Raw genomic sequence first — 16,608 nt, 5'->3', positions numbered from 1 at the left:
CCCACGATGCTTAATTTCGGCCAAGAATGCCCGGAAACCGCGGTATAATGCATGTCATATGGCGAGAGGCTGGGAATCGAAATCCGTTGAAGCGCAAATTGAAGAAAAATCAGAAGCGATAACCAAAGCGGTAAAGACCCGGACAGCCGATCAAGTCCAGCACATCATGGAAAAAAGAACCCTGGAGCTGGCCCGCGCCAAGGTCGCGCATGAGCTGGCATCGAGCCAGAACCCGCGCTACGCGCAAATGCTGCAGCGGTCTCTGTCGGAGCTGGACAAAAAAATCGCGGCGATTGACTAACGCCGCGCTCGATTCAATCACGTTCTTCGCGCCTTCACTGACGACTGAAGACTGACGACTGAAGCCTGTCCTAAGCCAGCTTTCTATCCAGCAGGTCGGCGCCCTCCTCGGTGCTACGGTAGGTCACGGTCACGCGCCCGCCGACCGGGAACTGGTCGCGCACGTCGCCCTTAAAGACCAGCATGCGCGGGCTGGCGCCGTCGCGCAGCGTCACCAGGCAGCGGTTGGTTTGCCCGATGCCCGACTCGTAATACGCCACAGTCTCCACCACGCCCGATTCCCTCACCTCGCCGGTGGGCATCACCACGTAGGTGCGCCCGGCACTGACAGCCACCATGCCCGGCTCACGGCTCTTGCCCAGCAGAGGGATGGGCAGGCCGCGGTCGCGCAACTCCAGCAGCACGTTGATGCCGAAGATCCCCGAGATGGTCAGCAGGATCAGCGACATGAAAAGGTTGTCAACCGTCAGTTCGGGGTTGACGTAAATCAGCCCTGCGATGCCGAGCAGCGGCAGCACGGCCAGGATCATTGACAGCAACAGCAGCATTTACCCCACCCCCAGAAGATCTTCCAGGCCCTTCTCGTTGATCACATTTACCCCGAGTTCGCGTGCTTTGTCCAGCTTCGAGCCCGGTTCGGCGCCGGCGACAACATAATCGGTCTTCTTGCTGACCGAGCCGGCCACCTTGCCGCCCGCATCCTCGATGAGTTTCTTGGCCGCGTCCCGGGTGTATTTTTCCAGCGTTCCCGTGAGCACAAACGTCTTGCCGGCGAGCTTGGTTCCGCGTTCCTTTTTCTTGCCCTTGAATTGCAGGCCGGCCTTGCGCAGGCGCTCCACCAGTTCGCGGTTTTTCGGCTCGACAAAAAATTCCCGGATGCTGGCGGCGATTCGCGGCCCGACTTCCTCGACTTCCTCCAGCTTTTCGATCGCCTCGGCCTCGTCGGGCAACGTGGCCGCGGTGATTAGATCGTCGAGCGACCCAAAATGCTGCGCCAGAAATTCGGCCGTACGCTCGCCGACGAAGCGGATGCCCAGGCCATAGATCACGCGCTCCAGCGGCAGCTTCTTGGACGCTTCAATCTCGTTGAGCACGTTCTGCGCCGACTTGTCGCCCATGCGCTCCAAGCCGAGCAGCTTGTCCTTGTCGAGGTCGTAAATGTCGGCCACGCTGCGCACCAGGCCGCGGTCCACCAGTTGATTCACCAGCGCATCGCCCATGCCCTCGATGTTCATCACCCCGCGCGACGCGAAGTGCAAGATGCTCTCCCGCAGCTTGGCGGGACAATTGGCGTTCACGCAGCGGTGGTCGGCCTCGCCCTCGACGCGCACTACGTGGCCGTCGCATTCCGGGCAGCGCTCCGGCATCTGAAACTTCTTGCGTCCCCTCGGGTGGTCCTTGTCTTCCACCACCTTGACCACTTTGGGGATCACGTCGCCGCCGCGTTCCACCTGCACCCAGTCGCCGATCTTCACTCCCAGCCGTTCGATCTCGTCCATGTTGTGCAGCGTGGCGCGGCTGACGGTCGTTCCCCCGATCGGCACCGGCTGCAGCCAGGCCACGGGAGTCAGCTTGCCGGTGCGGCCGACCTGCACCTTGATGTCCTCGATTTTCGTCACCCCGGCGCGCGCGGCGTACTTGTAGGCGATGGCCCAGCGCGGCGCCTTGCCGGTGAAGCCGAGTTCGTTCCACAGCGCGAGGCGATTGACCTTCACCACGATGCCGTCAATCTCGTAGGGCAGCGAATCGCGCTTCTCTTCCCACTCGCGGATGAATTCCCAGACTTCATCAATGTTTTTCGCCAGCTTGCGCTTCGGGTTCACCTTGAAGCCGGCGGCGCTCAGTGCCTCCAGATCTTCCCAATGCTCCTTGCCGTAGGCGCGGCCGTTCACCAGCAGGAAGTAGGCGTAGAAGTCGAGCCGCCGCAGCGCGGTGACATTGGGATCGAGCACGCGCACCGCGCCCGCCCCGGCATTGCGCGGGTTGGCGAACCTGGCCAGCCCCTGGCGCTCGCGCTCTTCATTCATGCGCTCGAACGCCTTGCGCGGCAGGATGACCTCGCCCCGGACCTCGAACTCCGCCGGCAGCTTGTGTGGCCCGGGTCTCTGACCCGGGTTTACCACCAGCGGCACCGAGCGGATGGTGCGCACGTTTTCCGTGACGTCTTCGCCGATCGAGCCGTCGCCGCGCGTGATGGCTCGCTGCAATCGCGAATTTTGTGGCCCACGCGCGTGCGCGTTTTCCGCGGCATAGCGCAGCGCCATGCTGAGGCCATCCATTTTCAACTCGCAGACATAGTCGATGTTCTGCTGCTCGCTGAGTTCATGGACGCGCCGCTCCCAATCGCGCAGCTCCTGCTCGTTGTAGGCATTGTCGAGCGAGAGCATGGGCGAGGAGTGTTCCACCTTGACGAAGCCCTCGCGCGGCTTGCCGCCCACGCGCTGCGTCGGCGAATCGAGCGTAATCAACTCCGGGTGCTCCGCCTCGAGCTTCTTCAGCTCGTTGACCAGGCGGTCGTATTCGGCGTCGCTGATCTCGGGAGCGTCGAGCACGTAGTAGCGGTGCTCGTGGTAGCGGATCTCTGCGCGCAAAGCCTCGATTTTTTGCTGCACCGTTTTGGCGGCGGTGGCCATAGTTCGATTATAGAGTCCCGCGGCATCAGCTCCGCACGCCCGAGCGCCAATGACTTGGTGTGCCTTCGTGTCCTTTGTGGTTTATCTTCCTCCGTGCCCTCTGTGGTTAACTAAGGCCTCCCGGTGAAACGCGCCCTGCTGCTCTATAACCCGGAATCCGGCCGGCGGCGACGCCACCGCCTCGCCGACGTGCAGGCTGCCGCCGCGGCCTTGCAGACAGCCGGTGTGGAACCCATCGTGGAACCGACCAGCGCACCGGGCAGCGCCGCCGTGCAGGCGCGCGCAGCGATTGGCCGCGGGTGCGACGCAGTCATCGTCTGCGGCGGCGACGGCAGCGTGCACGAGGTCCTCCCCGCGGTGGTTGGAACCCCGGTCGCGCTCGGCGTTATTCCGCTCGGCACCGGCAACGGCCTGGCGCACGATCTTGGCCTGCCGTTCGATCCCGCGCAAGCGGCGCGCCTGCTGGCCTCCGCCGGCACGCGGCCCACGATCTTGCTGCGGGTCGAGTCCACGCGCCCCGGCGGCGCCCGCGATTCCCGCTCCTGCATCGTCGGGGCGGGGGTCGGCGCCGACGCCTACATGGTTTACCGCCTCACGCTGCGGTTCAAGGAGCGCTGGGGCATGGCCGCGTATTACACCGAATCCACGCGCCAGTGGCTGACGCACGATTTCCCGCTGTTCACCGCCGAGTTCCGCCACCACGGCGGCGAGTGGCGGCGCGAACAGGTCTCGCAGGTGCTGGCGGTCCGCATCACTTCCTTCGGCGGCCTGCTCGACAAACTCGCGCCCGGCGCCGCGCTCACTCGTCCCGACTTTCAGTTGGTCCTGTTTAAGACCCGCAGCCGCCTCTCGTTCCTGCGCTACATGATCGGCGTGTGGAGCGGCCACCCGTACTCGGGCTCCGAGATCGAGATTGTGCCCTCTACTGAGTGTCGTTGTCTGCCGTTAGTCCAACCCATCAGCCGTCGACCGTCGACCGTCGGCCGTCAACTGCCGCCTCGTATTTACGCCGAAGCCGACGGCGAGTTGCTGGGCACGCTGCCGGTTTCGTTCTCCATGTCGAAGGAGACCGTGAACCTGCTCGTTCCCGCCACCGCGCCCGCCGCAACTGCTGTGCTATAGTCCCGCCCGGCATGTGGAAAATTTACGCGTTTGCGCCGCTGCTCCTGACGGTTTTCGCGCTGGTGCATTTCTTCAAGCGCGGCAGCGGTAATTACCTGTGGGTGTTCCTCATCCTCTTTCTCCCAACTATCGGCCCGATCGTTTACATCATCGTCGAGGTCCTGCCGGAGCTGCGCGCCGGCCACGCTTCTTCCGGCTGGATGGTGAAAAGGAAGCGCATCAGGGAACTGGAAGCGGCCGTGCTCGACAACCCTTCCGCCGGCAACTACGAGGAACTCGCCGACCTTCACCTCCAGGACCGGAACTACGCGCGCGCCCGCGAGTGCTTCGATCGCGCCATTTCTTCCCGCACCGACCTGCCCGATCCCTTCTATGGCCGCGCGATTTGCTCTTTGCACCTGGGCGACATGCAGAAGGCGGTCCCCGATCTGGAAGCAGTCCTTGCGACAGACCGCAAGCACGACTACGGCCGGGCCATGGGACTGCTCGCGTTTTGTTACGCGCAGACCGGCCAGGCGGACGCGGCGGAAAAACTGTTCCGGGAGGCGCTGACGACCTCCACGCTTTCGGAAACTCAATTTCGCTTCGCCGAGTTCCTCGCGGCGCAGGGCAAGTCCGACGAGGCGCGCGAATGGGCGCAGCGCGTCGTCAACAAGCGCGCCACCCTTTCCGGCCCGCTCCGCCGCGCCGACGCGCACTGGATTCGCCAGGCCAATTCGCTGCTCAAGCAACTCAGCGTCTCGCCCGCCGCGCGCCGTTGAAGCGATCGGCCATCGACCAAAGCCTGCCCCGAGCGTAGCCGAGGGGACCATCGACTCGTTACAATGAATGTGTGGGGATTTCGGAACAATACGATGTGGTCGTGGTCGGCGCCGGGCATGCCGGTTGTGAGGCCGCGATGGCCGCCGCGCGCATGGGCCTGAAGACCGCCCTGTTCACGCTCAACCTCGACCTGATCGCGCAGATGTCCTGCAATCCCGCGGTGGGCGGCATCGCCAAGGGCCACCTGGTGCGTGAAGTGGACGCGCTCGGCGGCATCATGGGCGAGGTTACCGACGCCGTCGGCATCCAGTTCCGTCTGCTCAACACCTCGCGCGGGCCGGCCGTTTGGTCGCCGCGCGCGCAATGCGACAAGCAGCAGTACCGCTTGCAGATGCGCCAGGTGCTGGAATCGCAGCCTAATTTGAAAATCAAGCAAGCGGAAGTGGTCGATCTGATTGTCGACGGTCCACGGTCGACGGTCGACGGTAACAACTCCGATCCGGACGGCCGTCAGCCGTCGACAGTCGACCGTCGACGCTGTTCCGGCATCGTTCTCCGGGATGGCAGAACAGTCGGTGCGGAGGCTGTGGTCATCACCACCGGCACGTTTCTCAATGGTCTGATCCACTGCGGCGAGCAGCAGATTCCCGCCGGACGCAGCGGCGAACCACCCTCGGTTCTGCTGGGCGAGAACATCAAGAAGCTCGGCCTGCGGGGCTGCCGGCTGAAGACCGGCACGCCGCCGCGCCTCGACGGCCGCACCATTGACTGGTCGCGCTTCCAGGCGCAGCCCGGCGATCCCGACCCCACGCCCTTCAGCTTCCGCACCCGCCGCGTCACCAACGCCGGCCGCCAGGTGCCGTGCTACATCGCGTTCACCACCGAGGAGACCCACCGCGTCATCCGCGAGAACGTCCATCGCTCGCCCATGTACAGCGGCCAGATCAAATCTATCGGACCACGATATTGTCCTTCGATTGAGGACAAGATCGTCAAGTTCCCCGACAAGCCGACGCACCAGCTTTTCCTCGAGCCCGAGGGCCTGAACACGCACGAGATTTACGTCAATGGCATGGCCACCTCGCTGCCCTACGAGGTGCAGGCCGCTATCCTCAAGACCATCCCCGGGCTCGATCAGGCCGACATGCTGCGCCCCGGCTACGCCATCGAGTACGACGCCATCGATCCCACCGAACTGGAGCGCACGCTCGAAACCAAGCAGATCGCGCGCCTCTATCTCGCCGGGCAAATCAACGGCACCAGCGGCTACGAAGAAGCGGCGTGTCAGGGGATCATGGCCGGGATCAACGCGGCGCTGGCGGTGAAGGCGGAGCCGCCGCTGGTTCTGGATCGCACCGAAGCCTACACCGCCATCCTGATTGACGACCTCATCAGCAAGGGCACCAACGAGCCCTACCGCATGTTTACCTCGCGCGCCGAGTTTCGCCTCCACCTGCGCATTGATAATGCCGACCGCCGCCTCACCGCCTACGGCCGCCGCGTCGGCCTGATCTCCGACCAAGCCTGGCTGGCGTATGTCGCGAAGCAGGAACGCATGACGACGCTGAAGGAAGTGCTGGAGAAGACGAAGCTGAACGGTGAAATGCTGGAGATGATCGAGAGGTCGACAGTCGACGGTCGACAGTCGGCGGCCGACGTGGTTGAAGATGCAGACACCGAATCAACCGGCTGTCATCCCGAGCGAGAGCCTGCCCTGAGCGAGTCGAAGGGGCGCACGCCCGAGTCGAGGGACCCCTACACGCTCGATCTCTCGGCCAACCTCGGCGCTCCTCTTGCACAATTGCTGAAGCGCCCCGAGGTCACCATCGAAAAGCTGACCGACACCTTGCGCAATCTTCTTCCCGATTTCTTCACCCGAGCGGCCGTCGACCGTCGACCGCCGACCGTCGACTTTCCGGGCACTGACGATTGCCTGCTCGTGCGTCAAATTCCCGCCTTCCGCGCGCGTCCCACACCGCCGGCCCCCAACGCTCTCCCGGCGGAAGTCCGTAACGAGCTCAAGTCGGTGGAAACCGAAATCAAATACGCCGGCTACCTGGGCCAGCAGCAGAAGGCGATCGAGCGCTTGAAGAAGGCCGAGCAGCGCACCATTCCGGACTGGTTCAATTACGGCTCGGTCAGCGGCCTCTCCCGCGAGATGAAGGAAAAGCTGCAGCGCGTGCGCCCGCGTACCATCGGACAGGCTGGCCGCATTCCAGGGGTCACGCCGGCGGCGGTGTCGCTGATTAACGTGTACATCGAAATTCAGGCGCGCCGCGCACAACAGGCTCCCACTCTTTCGTCGGACTAGGTACTCCCACGCTGAAACTAAAGCTCTATACTGAAACTGTTCATGTTCATCGGACATTTTGCCGTCGGCTTCGCCGCGAAAAAGTTCGCGCCGCGCGCCAACCTGGCCGCGCTGCTGGCGGCGGCGCTGTTTCCCGACATTCTGTGGCCAGTCTTCGTGCTCGCCGGATGGGAGCAGGCCCGCATTGACCCCGGCAACACGCGCTTCACGCCGCTGGACTTTGTCCGTTATCCCTGGTCGCACAGTTTGCTGATGGCGGTGGTCTGGGCGACGGCTTTCGCGCTGGTCTTTTACGGCATCACGCATTACCGGCGAGGCACCGTTGTCATCTGGATTGGCGTCGTCAGCCACTGGGTACTGGATTGGATCAGCCATCGTCCCGACATGCCGCTTTACCCCGGCGGCCCGAAACTTGGGCTCGGACTCTGGAACTCAATTCCGGGGACGATGATCGTGGAAGTGGCGATGTTCGCCGCCGGCGTCTATCTGTACGCGCACGCCACGCGGGCCTTTCACCTCAGCGGCCGCTATCTGTTGGTGGCTTTTGTGGGATTGCTGCTGGTTCTGTACGTCGCCGACCGCTACAGCCCGCCACCGCCGAGCGTGGCCGCGATTGCCTGGACCGGCATCGCCGCGGCCGTCATTTTCCTGCCGTGGTCATGGTGGATTGACCGGCACCGCACGAGTCACTGGTGAGGACTATCCGGCCGAGCCTCGCGCCAGCGCTTCGTATTCTTTGTCCGCCCCCGGCGACACCAGCACCCACAGCGTGTAGACCCCGAGCGCGGTTCCGAACGGAATATTGATCAGCGAAATCACGCCGAGCACGATCGCCAGGATGCGACCCCAATCCTGGCGCTGGAGCAGGCCGAGACCCGCCGCGATCCCCGCCGCTGCCTTACACAGCAGCACGACTGCGATGGCCGACAGCAGCGGCCGGATAAACATGGGCGGCCCTCCATGCATGGAGGGGAGTCCCAAGGGCCCGAAAATCGTGCGCGCCACGATCATCAAAATGACGCCACCAAGCAGCGACAGCGCCGAGTACGCAATCCACAGAATTCCCAGCAGATGGGCATGGCGCGCCACGCGCCCGCTTCCTGCCACCACCGGCCCGATCACCTGTTTACTGCAGCGCGTACAGTAGGCCTGTCCGGGCTGCAGCGCCGCGCCGCACGCATCACAAAACATTCGCCAAGCCCTCCCCTCGGCTTCACCACCAGATACGCGCCCACGGTTCCAAAAGTTCCGTCATCAAGCCGACGTACGCATCCGTAGCCATCAACATGGATCGGAGAAAGTGAGGTCCGATCCGTGTTCATCCGTGGAAATCCGTGGTTCAGTTTTTCCGTAGCTATTCGCGAATTTTCCCCAGCGCGCGCTCCGTCGCTTGCAGCAGCGCCTCCGGCCCGACCGGTTTTCCCGTCGCATGCACCATCCACAAGTCGGGCGCGACGCTGCCGAAACTCGCCATGCGCTCAAATTCCGGCCCAATTTTGCCCGCCTTCTTGATCTGCTCTTCGATCTGGAAGGCGATCATGTGCCCGATCGGATAATCGGGCAGGTAGAGGAAGTAATCGATCATGTGCGAGTACACGCCCAGCAGCACCACATCGCGCTTCTTGAATATCGGCGCGTAGTACTGGTTCCATGTGTCCTTGGCCATCTGCACCGTGGCCTCGCGCAGCTCCGCCGGAGTGGCATTGGGATGGTCGTACATCCAGTGCCACGCAGCCATGTCCACCAGCGCCACGCCGGCAATCTCGTACGTGCCCCAGAAGTCGTTGAGCGTGCGCATCGCCTCATCTTGCGCGCTCGGCGCTTGCAGGCCCAGCAACTCCAGGTCGCGCGCCTGAAAGACAAACGCCAGCGCCTCGGTGAATGCCGTGTTGGGCACGCCCGAGAGCAGCCACTGGTCAACGTCCTTCATGGAAAACGTCTGCTCGACGTTGTGCCCCATCTCATGCACCGCGATGTTGAAGCCCTTGTAGTTCATGCCCGACTTCTCGATGCGCGTGCGCAGGTGGACTTTGGCGTCGCGCATGGCGGCGCCCATGGCGTGCCCGGAGCCGCGCGCCGGGTCCACGATAATATTTTGCGCGACGTATTGCGCGCGCTCCGGAGAAAATCCCAGTTTCACCAGCAAATTCGGAATGTCTTTGCGATACGCCTCCGCCGTCGGGTACCGCTGGCGCACGATCTCATCGAGTTGCGCCTCGGCGTATTCCGACTTCGGCCGGAACCCCGAGTACCACACGTCGAACGGCTCCAGCGGCCGCCCCAGCCGCTTCTCGATCAGCGCCGCGACTTTCGGCACGAGCGGCGAGCTGACGATCTCCACCAGCATCTGGCGCACGCGCGCTTCCGGGATTTCGCGGTTCTCGTCGAAACGGCGCGCCATCAGCGTTGGCGCCGTCGGCGAATACGGATCCATCTTGCGCGCCGCGAAGTACGTCTTCTGCAGCGTCGCGTAGCGCGTGTCCGGCTCGCGCTGGTTACTTGTGTGGCTCGGGTCTGTGTGGCTCGGGTCTCCGACCCGAGTGGGCTTGAAGTCGCTGTCCTTCACCGCCGCCGGCTTCACCTCGTTGGTCCACGGATTCCAGTCCACCTGCGGATTGTTGACGACGGCCTCCGGAATGGTCTGCGTCACGATCCGCTCAAGCACCTGCTGTACCGTGCGCTGCCGCGCCAACCCGTTCTGCGCAGCGTCATAATCCGCCTTGATTTCGTCTCTCAAATTCCAGTGTGACAGCAACCGCATCCCTTTCGGAAAAAGTCTCACTTCACTCTTGTCATTCCGAGCCGCAGGCGAGGAATCCGCTTTTGCCGTCGACTGTCGACCATCGACCGTCGACTGCTCCCCCACCACGTGGTACATCCAGATGTTGTACTCGGAAACGTAGTGATCGGCTTCGGCCTGCGCCTGCGCAATCGCCTGGTTCACCTCCGCCGGCACGCGCTTGGAGAACCGCTGCGCCAGCCGCGCCTCCGCCCACTGGCGCCGCGTCCAATGCTGCCCCTGGCTCAGCCGCTGGTCGAGGGTGGTCAGCGGAAAATTCAGCAGCACCACGAACGCCAGCTTGTTGCGAAACATGTCGTCGGTGACATGCGCTCCGGCATCGAACCCGGCGAAAGTTTCGTCCAGCGGCAGCATCGGCCCCAGGTCCAGATCGGCCTGGGTACGCATCTCGCGCCCGATCTCCTGCAGGTGACCTTCGAGCTGCTCCATCAGTCTCTCGAAGCGCGCGAATGTGGTATCGAGCGTTGCCTGGTCACCGGCAAAGTTGGCCCGCACGAACGCCTCGAACGCCGCCTGATCTCCATCTTCCGTCCGCCAGAACTCGCCCACCTGCTTCAGCCCGCGACGCGTCCGCTCGCGCTGCCCTTGGCCATACTTGGCGGCCAGTTCGCTTTCCATCGTTTTCTGTGCCGCCGCCAGCCACGCGACTTGTGTGGCACGGGTCTCCGACCCGTGGTCCTGCGTCCTCGGACTCTCAATCGCCGTGCGCATTGCCTTCTCCTGTCCGACCACCGTGCCGCTGATCGCCACGCAAACCAGTATGACTAAGATGCCGCCGCGCCGCATTTCTCCTCCTTATCAAGCGGCCCAGTATAAACAAATAGTTGTGTGCGAATGACCGCGTCGGTGGTGATCTGAGCTATTCTCGACAATCTTCCGCCGCGCGCATACAGTGACGCCATGCGTATGCTGCTTCTCGTTGTTATCGTTGCCACAGGGCCGCTCTTATCGATTGCGCAGTCTGCCCCCACGCCACCGCGAAAGGGAACTGTGTGCTGGCCGCTTAATTTCGCTGGCGTCACCGTCGGAGTAACTACAGATGCACAGGTGCAGCGTCTCCTCGGCACCGGCGTGTTTCGACCGAACGAAGGCCACACTGGAGGCCGCTATTTCGTCGACACGAAGCACACGGCGACGCTCCACATCGTTGAAGGCGTCGACCGAATCGTCGAGGAACTGACATTCATCCAAGGTGTGGACGGTGCAATCAAAGGGAGTGAACGTAACGCTGCTGTGAGCAAGTGGTTCGACACGCAGGAAGGTTTCGGCAAGTGGCACGAGCTGCATTTGGGCTCGTCCAAAAGCGATGTGCTCGTTAACTTGGGGGAACCGCAAGAGAGAGTCAGCGCGAATCGATGGATCTATGAGTCAGCCTGCAGCTGTGAAATCCCAGAATATTTCACCGTCTCGTTCAAAGACGGCCGCGTAGTCGAACTTGCCTTGTCCGAAGAAGAATAGAACCTAACTGATCTATCCCCTTATCACCAGTCACCTTTTTCCGCTTATAATTGTTTCGACTGTGAAATTGCACTCGCCATCCCGCCGAACATCCCCGCGCTCCTAGCGCCGCGCCCTCGTTTCCTCTAAACTCAATATTTTCAGCCGTACTCGCGGAGTTTCTCCATGGCAGACAGCGTCGAAGTGAAGGCCGGCATCATCCACATCAAGCTGCCCGACGGCAGCGTTAAGGAAGTGCCCAAGGGCACCACTGCGCTCGACATCGCGCGCTCCATCTCGCCACGCCTGGCCGACGCCGCCCTGGCGGCCAAGACCAACGGCAACCTGATTGACCTGACCAGGCCGCTGGAGGCCGACTCCGAACTCCGCATCCTCACCGACCGCGATCCCGAAGCGCTGCAGGTTTACCGGCACTCGTCCGCGCACCTGATGGCCGCCGCCGTGCTCGAACTCTTCCCCGAGACCAAGCTCGGCCACGGTCCCGCCACCGAGACCGGCTTTTTTTACGACTTCTACCGTCCCACCCCCTTCACCCCCGAGGACATGGAGAAGATCGAGAAAAAAATGCAGGAGATCGTCGCCCGGAACGAGCCCTACGCGCGCGAGTGGCTGCCGCGCGTCGAAGGTCTGGAGAAGTTCAAGGGCGAGGGTGATTTCATGAAGTGCCACTTCATCGAACAGTTCACCCAGCCCGACGAAAAAATCTCGCTCTACAAGACCGGCAAGTTCGTGGATTTCTGCCGCGGGCCGCACATCCCCTCCACCGGCAAGATCAAGGCCTTCAAGCTGCTCACCATCGCCGGCGCCTACTGGCTGGGCGACGAGAAGAACCCGCAGCTCCAGCGCATCTACGGCACCTCGTTTTTTTCTCGGAAAGAGCTGGACGAATTCATCAAGCAGCAGGAAGAGGCCAAGAAGCGCGATCACCGCGTGCTGGGCAAGCAGCTCGACCTGTTTTCCATCCAGGAAATCGCCGGGCCGGGGCTCATCTTCTGGCACCCCAAGGGCGGGCGCATCCGCAAGGAGATGGAAGACTGGATGCGCGATGAGTATCTCCGCCGCGGTTACGACCTTGTCTACACCCCGCACGTGGCGCGCGTGGATTTGTGGAAGACTTCGGGCCACGAAGGCTACTACGCGCAGAACATGTTCACTCCCATGGAGCTTGACGATTCCGACTACCGCATCAAGCCCATGAATTGCCCGTTCCACATCCTGATCTACAAGGACCAGCTCCGCTCCTACCGCGATCTGCCGGTGCGCTTGGGGGAGCTCGGCACTGTGTACCGTTACGAGCGTAGCGGCGTAATGCACGGCCTGCTGCGCGTTCGCGGCTTCACCCAGGACGACGCCCACATCTTCTGCACTCCGGAGCAGATCGAGGACGAGGTCGTCGCCTGCATGGACTTCGCGCTGGAAGTGCTGCGCGTTTACGGCTTCGAGAAGTTCCAGGTCGAGCTTTCCACCTGGGACCCCAACGACCGCAAGAACTTCTTCGGCCGTGCAGAGCAATGGGAGCTGGCCAACAAATCGCTGGAGAGCGCGCTCCGCCGGCGCAACATCGAGTACAAGACCATACCCGGCGAAGCCGCATTCTACGGCCCCAAGATTGACGTCAAGCTGGTGGACGCCATCGGCCGCCTGTGGCAGCTCTCCACCATCCAGTTCGATTTCTCGCTGCCCGAACGCTTCGCCCTGGAGTACGTCGGCGAGGACGGCCAGCGCCACCAGCCGCTGATGGTGCACCGCGCGCTCTATGGGTCGATTGAACGCTTCTTCGGCGTGCTCATCGAGCACTATGCGGGCGCGTTTCCCACCTGGCTGTCGCCGGTGCAGGTGGCCATCATCCCCATCAGCGAACGCCACGCGGAATACGCGAACAAAATCGGCGACGCCTTGCAGGCGGACAATGTGCGCGTCGCGGTTGACCAGCGCAATGAGAAGATGAACGCCAAGATCCGCGAGCACGCGATGCAGAAGGTCCCGTTCCTGCTGGTTGTCGGCGACAAGGAAGCGGAAGCGAATTCGGTGAACGTTCGCACCCGCGGCAAGGAGAAGACCGAAACTGTTCCGTTCACTGAATTTCAGGCGCGGTTGCGCAAGCTGATTGTGGATAAATCCGCAACTCTGGACTGATTGGGCACGTAGGAGTCTGTGTGAGAACTCACTTTCGGGAAGCGAAGTGGTCCAAACGCACTCATAATCCAGCCGCGGAGCGGCGGAATTCGTTAGCCCAGCGCGGCAGCGCTGGGAAAGGTGGATCGGAATTATCGAGCGCCAGCGGCGCGGCACGGTTCTCTCACAGACTCGTAGGAGTTGGGAATCCGGTTCAAGGCACAAGGCTCAAGGAGAAACTCAATCGCCTTGAGCCTAGCGCCTGAAGCCTGGAGCCTTGATGCGTGAAGACCTCGTCCAAATCCTGGAATGCCCTGAGCTGGGCGCGCTCCATCTTCATCTTCGACCCGCTCATTTACCTGTACACCGCCGTTCTTGGCATCCTTTCGCTGTTGTCGTCGCTGTTTGACCGTGACGGCCGCATCCAGCACGGCTTTGCGCGGCTCTGGTCGCGGCTGATCCTGCACACGGTTTTCTCCCCGGTAAAAGTCACCGGCCTGGACCGCATCGATCGCGCGCGCCCGCACGTCTTTGCCGCCAATCATATTTCCGCGCTCGACATCCCGCTCCTCTACGAGCACCTGCCGTTCCAGTTCCGCATCATGGCGAAGAAGGAGCTGTTCCGCTACCCGTTCATGGGCTGGCACCTGCGACGCTCCGGGCAGATTCCCGTGGACGCCGCCAGCGCCGCAGCTTCCATGCGCAGCCTGATGCACGCCGTCCGCAGCCTGCAAGGCGGCATGCCGCTGGTGGTCTTTCCCGAAGGCGGCCGTTCTCCCAGCGGGCAGGTCCAGCCGTTCATGGGCGGCGCGTTCTACATCGCCATCAAGGCCGGCGTGGACGTCGTGCCCATGGCGATTGTCGGCTCTTATGAAGTGCTTCCCATGAACAGTTTCCACATCCGTCCCGGTCCCATGGAGCTGGCCGTCGGCGAGCCCATCTCGACTGCCGGCTACAGCCTGCGTGACATGGACGTGCTTGCCGCCCGCGTGCGCAAGGCGGTCGAAGACCTGTACTATGCCCGCTCCCGCGTGCCCGACCCGCGCGTTTCCGCCGGAGCCACGACGGGTTCATGACCGGCCCTGGTTGGGTTTACACTGGCCACTGACCACTGAACACTGGCCACTTTATGCGACCCCGCATCGCCATTCCCGTCCCGCACTCCGAGCACGATTACGCGCAGCGTGCCCTGGTGCAATACGAGCAGGCAGTGCGCCAGGCCGGCGGCGAGCCCATCGCGGTCCCGCTGGAATGGACGAACCAGCAGATCGCGCAAGCGGCCAAGCGCTGCGACGCCATCCTCCTGCCCGGCAGCAAGGCCGATCTTGACCCGGAAAAATACGGCGCGGCGCGCGGCCCGCACACCGCCCCCGCCGATCCCGCCCGCGACAACGCCGACGAGCTCCTTTTGCAGGACGCGTTTAATATGCGCAAGCCCATCCTCGCCATCTGCTACGGATTGCAGGCGCTGAATGTCTGGCGCTCGGGAACGCTGGCGCAGCACCTCACCACTGGGATCAATCACGCCGTCGGGCGCGAACAGCCGCGTGCGCACACCGTCACCGTCGAGCACGGCTCACGACTGGCGGGAATTGTCGCTCCGTTCAAGGAGTTCGCCGCCGGACTTTGTGGCTACACTCAAGACAAGCCGCAGCAGAGAATTTCCCTGGTCGTGAACTCCAGCCACCACCAGGCTGCGGAGGTCGTGGGCGACGGCCTGCGCGTGGTCGCCCGCGCCGACGACGGCACCATTGAAGCTCTCGAGGGCACCGAGCCCGATCACTTCGTGGTCGCCGTGCAGTGGCATCCGGAACGCAGCTTCGCCGATGACGAGCCCTCGCGCGCCATCTTCCAGGCCTTCATCCAGGCCGCGCTCCTGCGCCACGACCAGCCGCGCACGCCGGTGCCGGATTTCGAATCGTTGCCGAAATAGCTGTCAGCTATCAGCCATCAGCTCTCAGCCTCAGCCATTGCTTTCACCGATATCATCCCGAGCGAGGATGCGCCACCGAACCAGCGCGCCCGCTGGAGCCTGCCCTGAGCGCGGCCGAAGGGCCGCGCGGGTTGGCGGGGCCCCCGCGGCGCGCCGGTTTTGCGCGCCGTGGGGTACTTTGGCGCATCCGAGTCGAGGGACCTTGTGTTTCTGCGCCGCACGCACCCGCAGGTAGGCGCAGCAACCCTCTACAATCCGTTGCGTCCTTCGCGTCCTTTGCGGTTCAATGTTCGCTTATGCCAAACGGAATCACGCTTTCCCTGCAAGACCGCATCGCCATCATCACCGGTGGCTCGCGCGGCATCGGCGCTGCCACGGTCAAGATGTTCGTCGCTGCCGGCGCCAGGGTCCTGTTCAATTACCGGAAGAATCGTACGGCCGCGGAGCGCGTCGTCAGCGAATGCGGCAGAAACAAAGATCGCTGCGCCGCCGTTCGGGCCGATCTGCGCAGTGTCGAATCGGCGCGCGAATTCGTGGAGCAGGCCACCCAGCGCTTCGGCGGCCTGGACATTCTCGTCGCCAATCATGGAATCTGGCCGCCGGAAGACGTTGCCGTGGACCGCATGAGCGACCGCCAGTGGCATGACACCATCGCCATCAACCTCGACAGTGTTTTCGGCCTGGTGAAGCATGCGGTGGCGCAGATGAAAAAGCAGGCGCGCGGCGGGCACATCGTGCTGGTCAGCTCCACCGCCGGCCAGCGCGGCGAAGCCTTCCATTGCGACTACGCCGCCACCAAGGGCGCCGTCATCAGCATGGTCAAGGGGCTTTCGACCGAACTGGCGCGCGACCTCATCCGCGTCAACTGCGTCGCTCCCGGATGGGTTGCAACCGACATGGCCGCGCCCGCGCTCAATGATCCCGCCACCCGCGATAAAGTGTTCGCCACCATCCCGCTGCGCCGCGTCGCCACGCCGGAAGAGATCGCCGCGCCCATTCTCTTCCTCTGCACGGAACACGCTGGGTTCATCACCGGCGAAATTCTTAATGTCAACGGCGGCGCGGTGTTGGTCGGATAGTCTTCGGTCGTCAGTCGTCAGTCTTCAGCACGTGGGATAGTGTCCCGTCGTCGATTGTGCAGCGCCCGAATCCCGCTTTCCTGACGACTGAAGAC

General features: G+C 63.1%; 14 protein-coding genes. 10 read left to right on the top strand and 4 right to left on the bottom strand.

What is annotated here, in order from left to right; translation table 11 throughout:
• The first annotated feature begins 58 nt into the window (after nt 1–58).
• Nucleotides 59–301, top strand: coding sequence for a hypothetical protein (locus LAN70_13385; protein ID MBZ5512146.1), 243 nt, complete (start codon nt 59–61; stop codon nt 299–301).
• Between the two features lie 70 nt (nt 302–371).
• Here the strand turns inward: LAN70_13385 and LAN70_13380 are convergent, their stop codons facing one another.
• Nucleotides 372–848, bottom strand: a complete 477-nt coding sequence (locus tag LAN70_13380; protein MBZ5512145.1) for a hypothetical protein — start codon at nt 846–848, stop codon at nt 372–374.
• Nucleotides 849–2,933 (bottom strand): NAD-dependent DNA ligase LigA, encoded by a 2,085-nt coding sequence (ligA, locus tag LAN70_13375; protein MBZ5512144.1) that lies wholly within the window; start codon nt 2,931–2,933, stop codon nt 849–851.
• Between the two features lie 123 nt (nt 2,934–3,056).
• On the opposite strand from ligA, the gene LAN70_13370 reads away from it, so the two are divergent.
• The 4 genes from LAN70_13370 to LAN70_13355 all read left to right on the top strand — a co-directional run bounded on the left by LAN70_13370 (nt 3,057) and on the right by LAN70_13355 (nt 7,824).
• Nucleotides 3,057–4,055 carry a hypothetical protein gene (locus LAN70_13370; protein ID MBZ5512143.1) on the top strand — a complete coding sequence of 333 codons (999 nt, stop codon included), beginning with the start codon at nt 3,057–3,059 and terminating at the stop codon, nt 4,053–4,055.
• A gap of 11 nt (nt 4,056–4,066) precedes the next feature.
• On the top strand, nt 4,067–4,816 hold the full coding sequence (locus LAN70_13365) for a tetratricopeptide repeat protein (GenBank protein ID MBZ5512142.1): 750 nt from the start codon (nt 4,067–4,069) through the stop codon (nt 4,814–4,816).
• A 71-nt stretch (nt 4,817–4,887) separates the two neighbouring features.
• Complete coding sequence (gene mnmG, locus LAN70_13360) at nt 4,888–7,128, top strand: tRNA uridine-5-carboxymethylaminomethyl(34) synthesis enzyme MnmG (GenBank protein MBZ5512141.1); 2,241 nt, start codon at nt 4,888–4,890, stop codon at nt 7,126–7,128.
• Nucleotides 7,129–7,170: 42 nt separating this feature from the next.
• Entirely contained in the window at nt 7,171–7,824 is a 654-nt protein-coding gene (locus LAN70_13355; GenBank protein MBZ5512140.1) for a metal-dependent hydrolase, read from the top strand.
• Nucleotides 7,825–7,827: 3 nt separating this feature from the next.
• Here LAN70_13355 and LAN70_13350 read toward each other — a convergent pair whose 3' ends face one another.
• Together LAN70_13350 and LAN70_13345 are read right to left on the bottom strand one after the other, a co-directional pair.
• Complete coding sequence (locus LAN70_13350; protein ID MBZ5512139.1) at nt 7,828–8,319, bottom strand: hypothetical protein; 492 nt, start codon at nt 8,317–8,319, stop codon at nt 7,828–7,830.
• A gap of 163 nt (nt 8,320–8,482) precedes the next feature.
• Entirely contained in the window at nt 8,483–10,546 is a 2,064-nt protein-coding gene (locus LAN70_13345) for a hypothetical protein (protein MBZ5512138.1), read from the bottom strand.
• A gap of 429 nt (nt 10,547–10,975) precedes the next feature.
• Between LAN70_13345 and LAN70_13340 the strand changes: the two genes are divergently transcribed.
• From LAN70_13340 to LAN70_13320, 5 genes are all read left to right on the top strand, one after another.
• Complete coding sequence (locus LAN70_13340) at nt 10,976–11,386, top strand: hypothetical protein (protein MBZ5512137.1); 411 nt, start codon at nt 10,976–10,978, stop codon at nt 11,384–11,386.
• Between the two features lie 165 nt (nt 11,387–11,551).
• Nucleotides 11,552–13,522, top strand: coding sequence for a threonine--tRNA ligase (gene thrS, locus LAN70_13335; GenBank protein MBZ5512136.1), 1,971 nt, complete (start codon nt 11,552–11,554; stop codon nt 13,520–13,522).
• Between the two features lie 263 nt (nt 13,523–13,785).
• On the top strand, nt 13,786–14,577 hold the full coding sequence (locus LAN70_13330; protein MBZ5512135.1) for a 1-acyl-sn-glycerol-3-phosphate acyltransferase: 792 nt from the start codon (nt 13,786–13,788) through the stop codon (nt 14,575–14,577).
• 53 nt (nt 14,578–14,630) lie between these two features.
• Nucleotides 14,631–15,434: a gamma-glutamyl-gamma-aminobutyrate hydrolase family protein gene (locus LAN70_13325; protein ID MBZ5512134.1), complete on the top strand. Its 804-nt coding sequence runs from the start codon at nt 14,631–14,633 to the stop codon at nt 15,432–15,434.
• Between the two features lie 296 nt (nt 15,435–15,730).
• A complete protein-coding gene (locus LAN70_13320; GenBank protein MBZ5512133.1) occupies nt 15,731–16,513 on the top strand; it encodes an SDR family oxidoreductase in 783 nt (260 codons plus the stop codon).
• Nucleotides 16,514–16,608: the final 95 nt, after the last annotated feature.

This window comes from Terriglobia bacterium, from assembly GCA_020072845.1.
Taxonomy (GTDB): domain Bacteria; phylum Acidobacteriota; class Terriglobia; order Terriglobales; family Acidobacteriaceae; genus JAIQGF01.
This window is presented reverse-complemented; position numbering and strand designations above follow the sequence as displayed.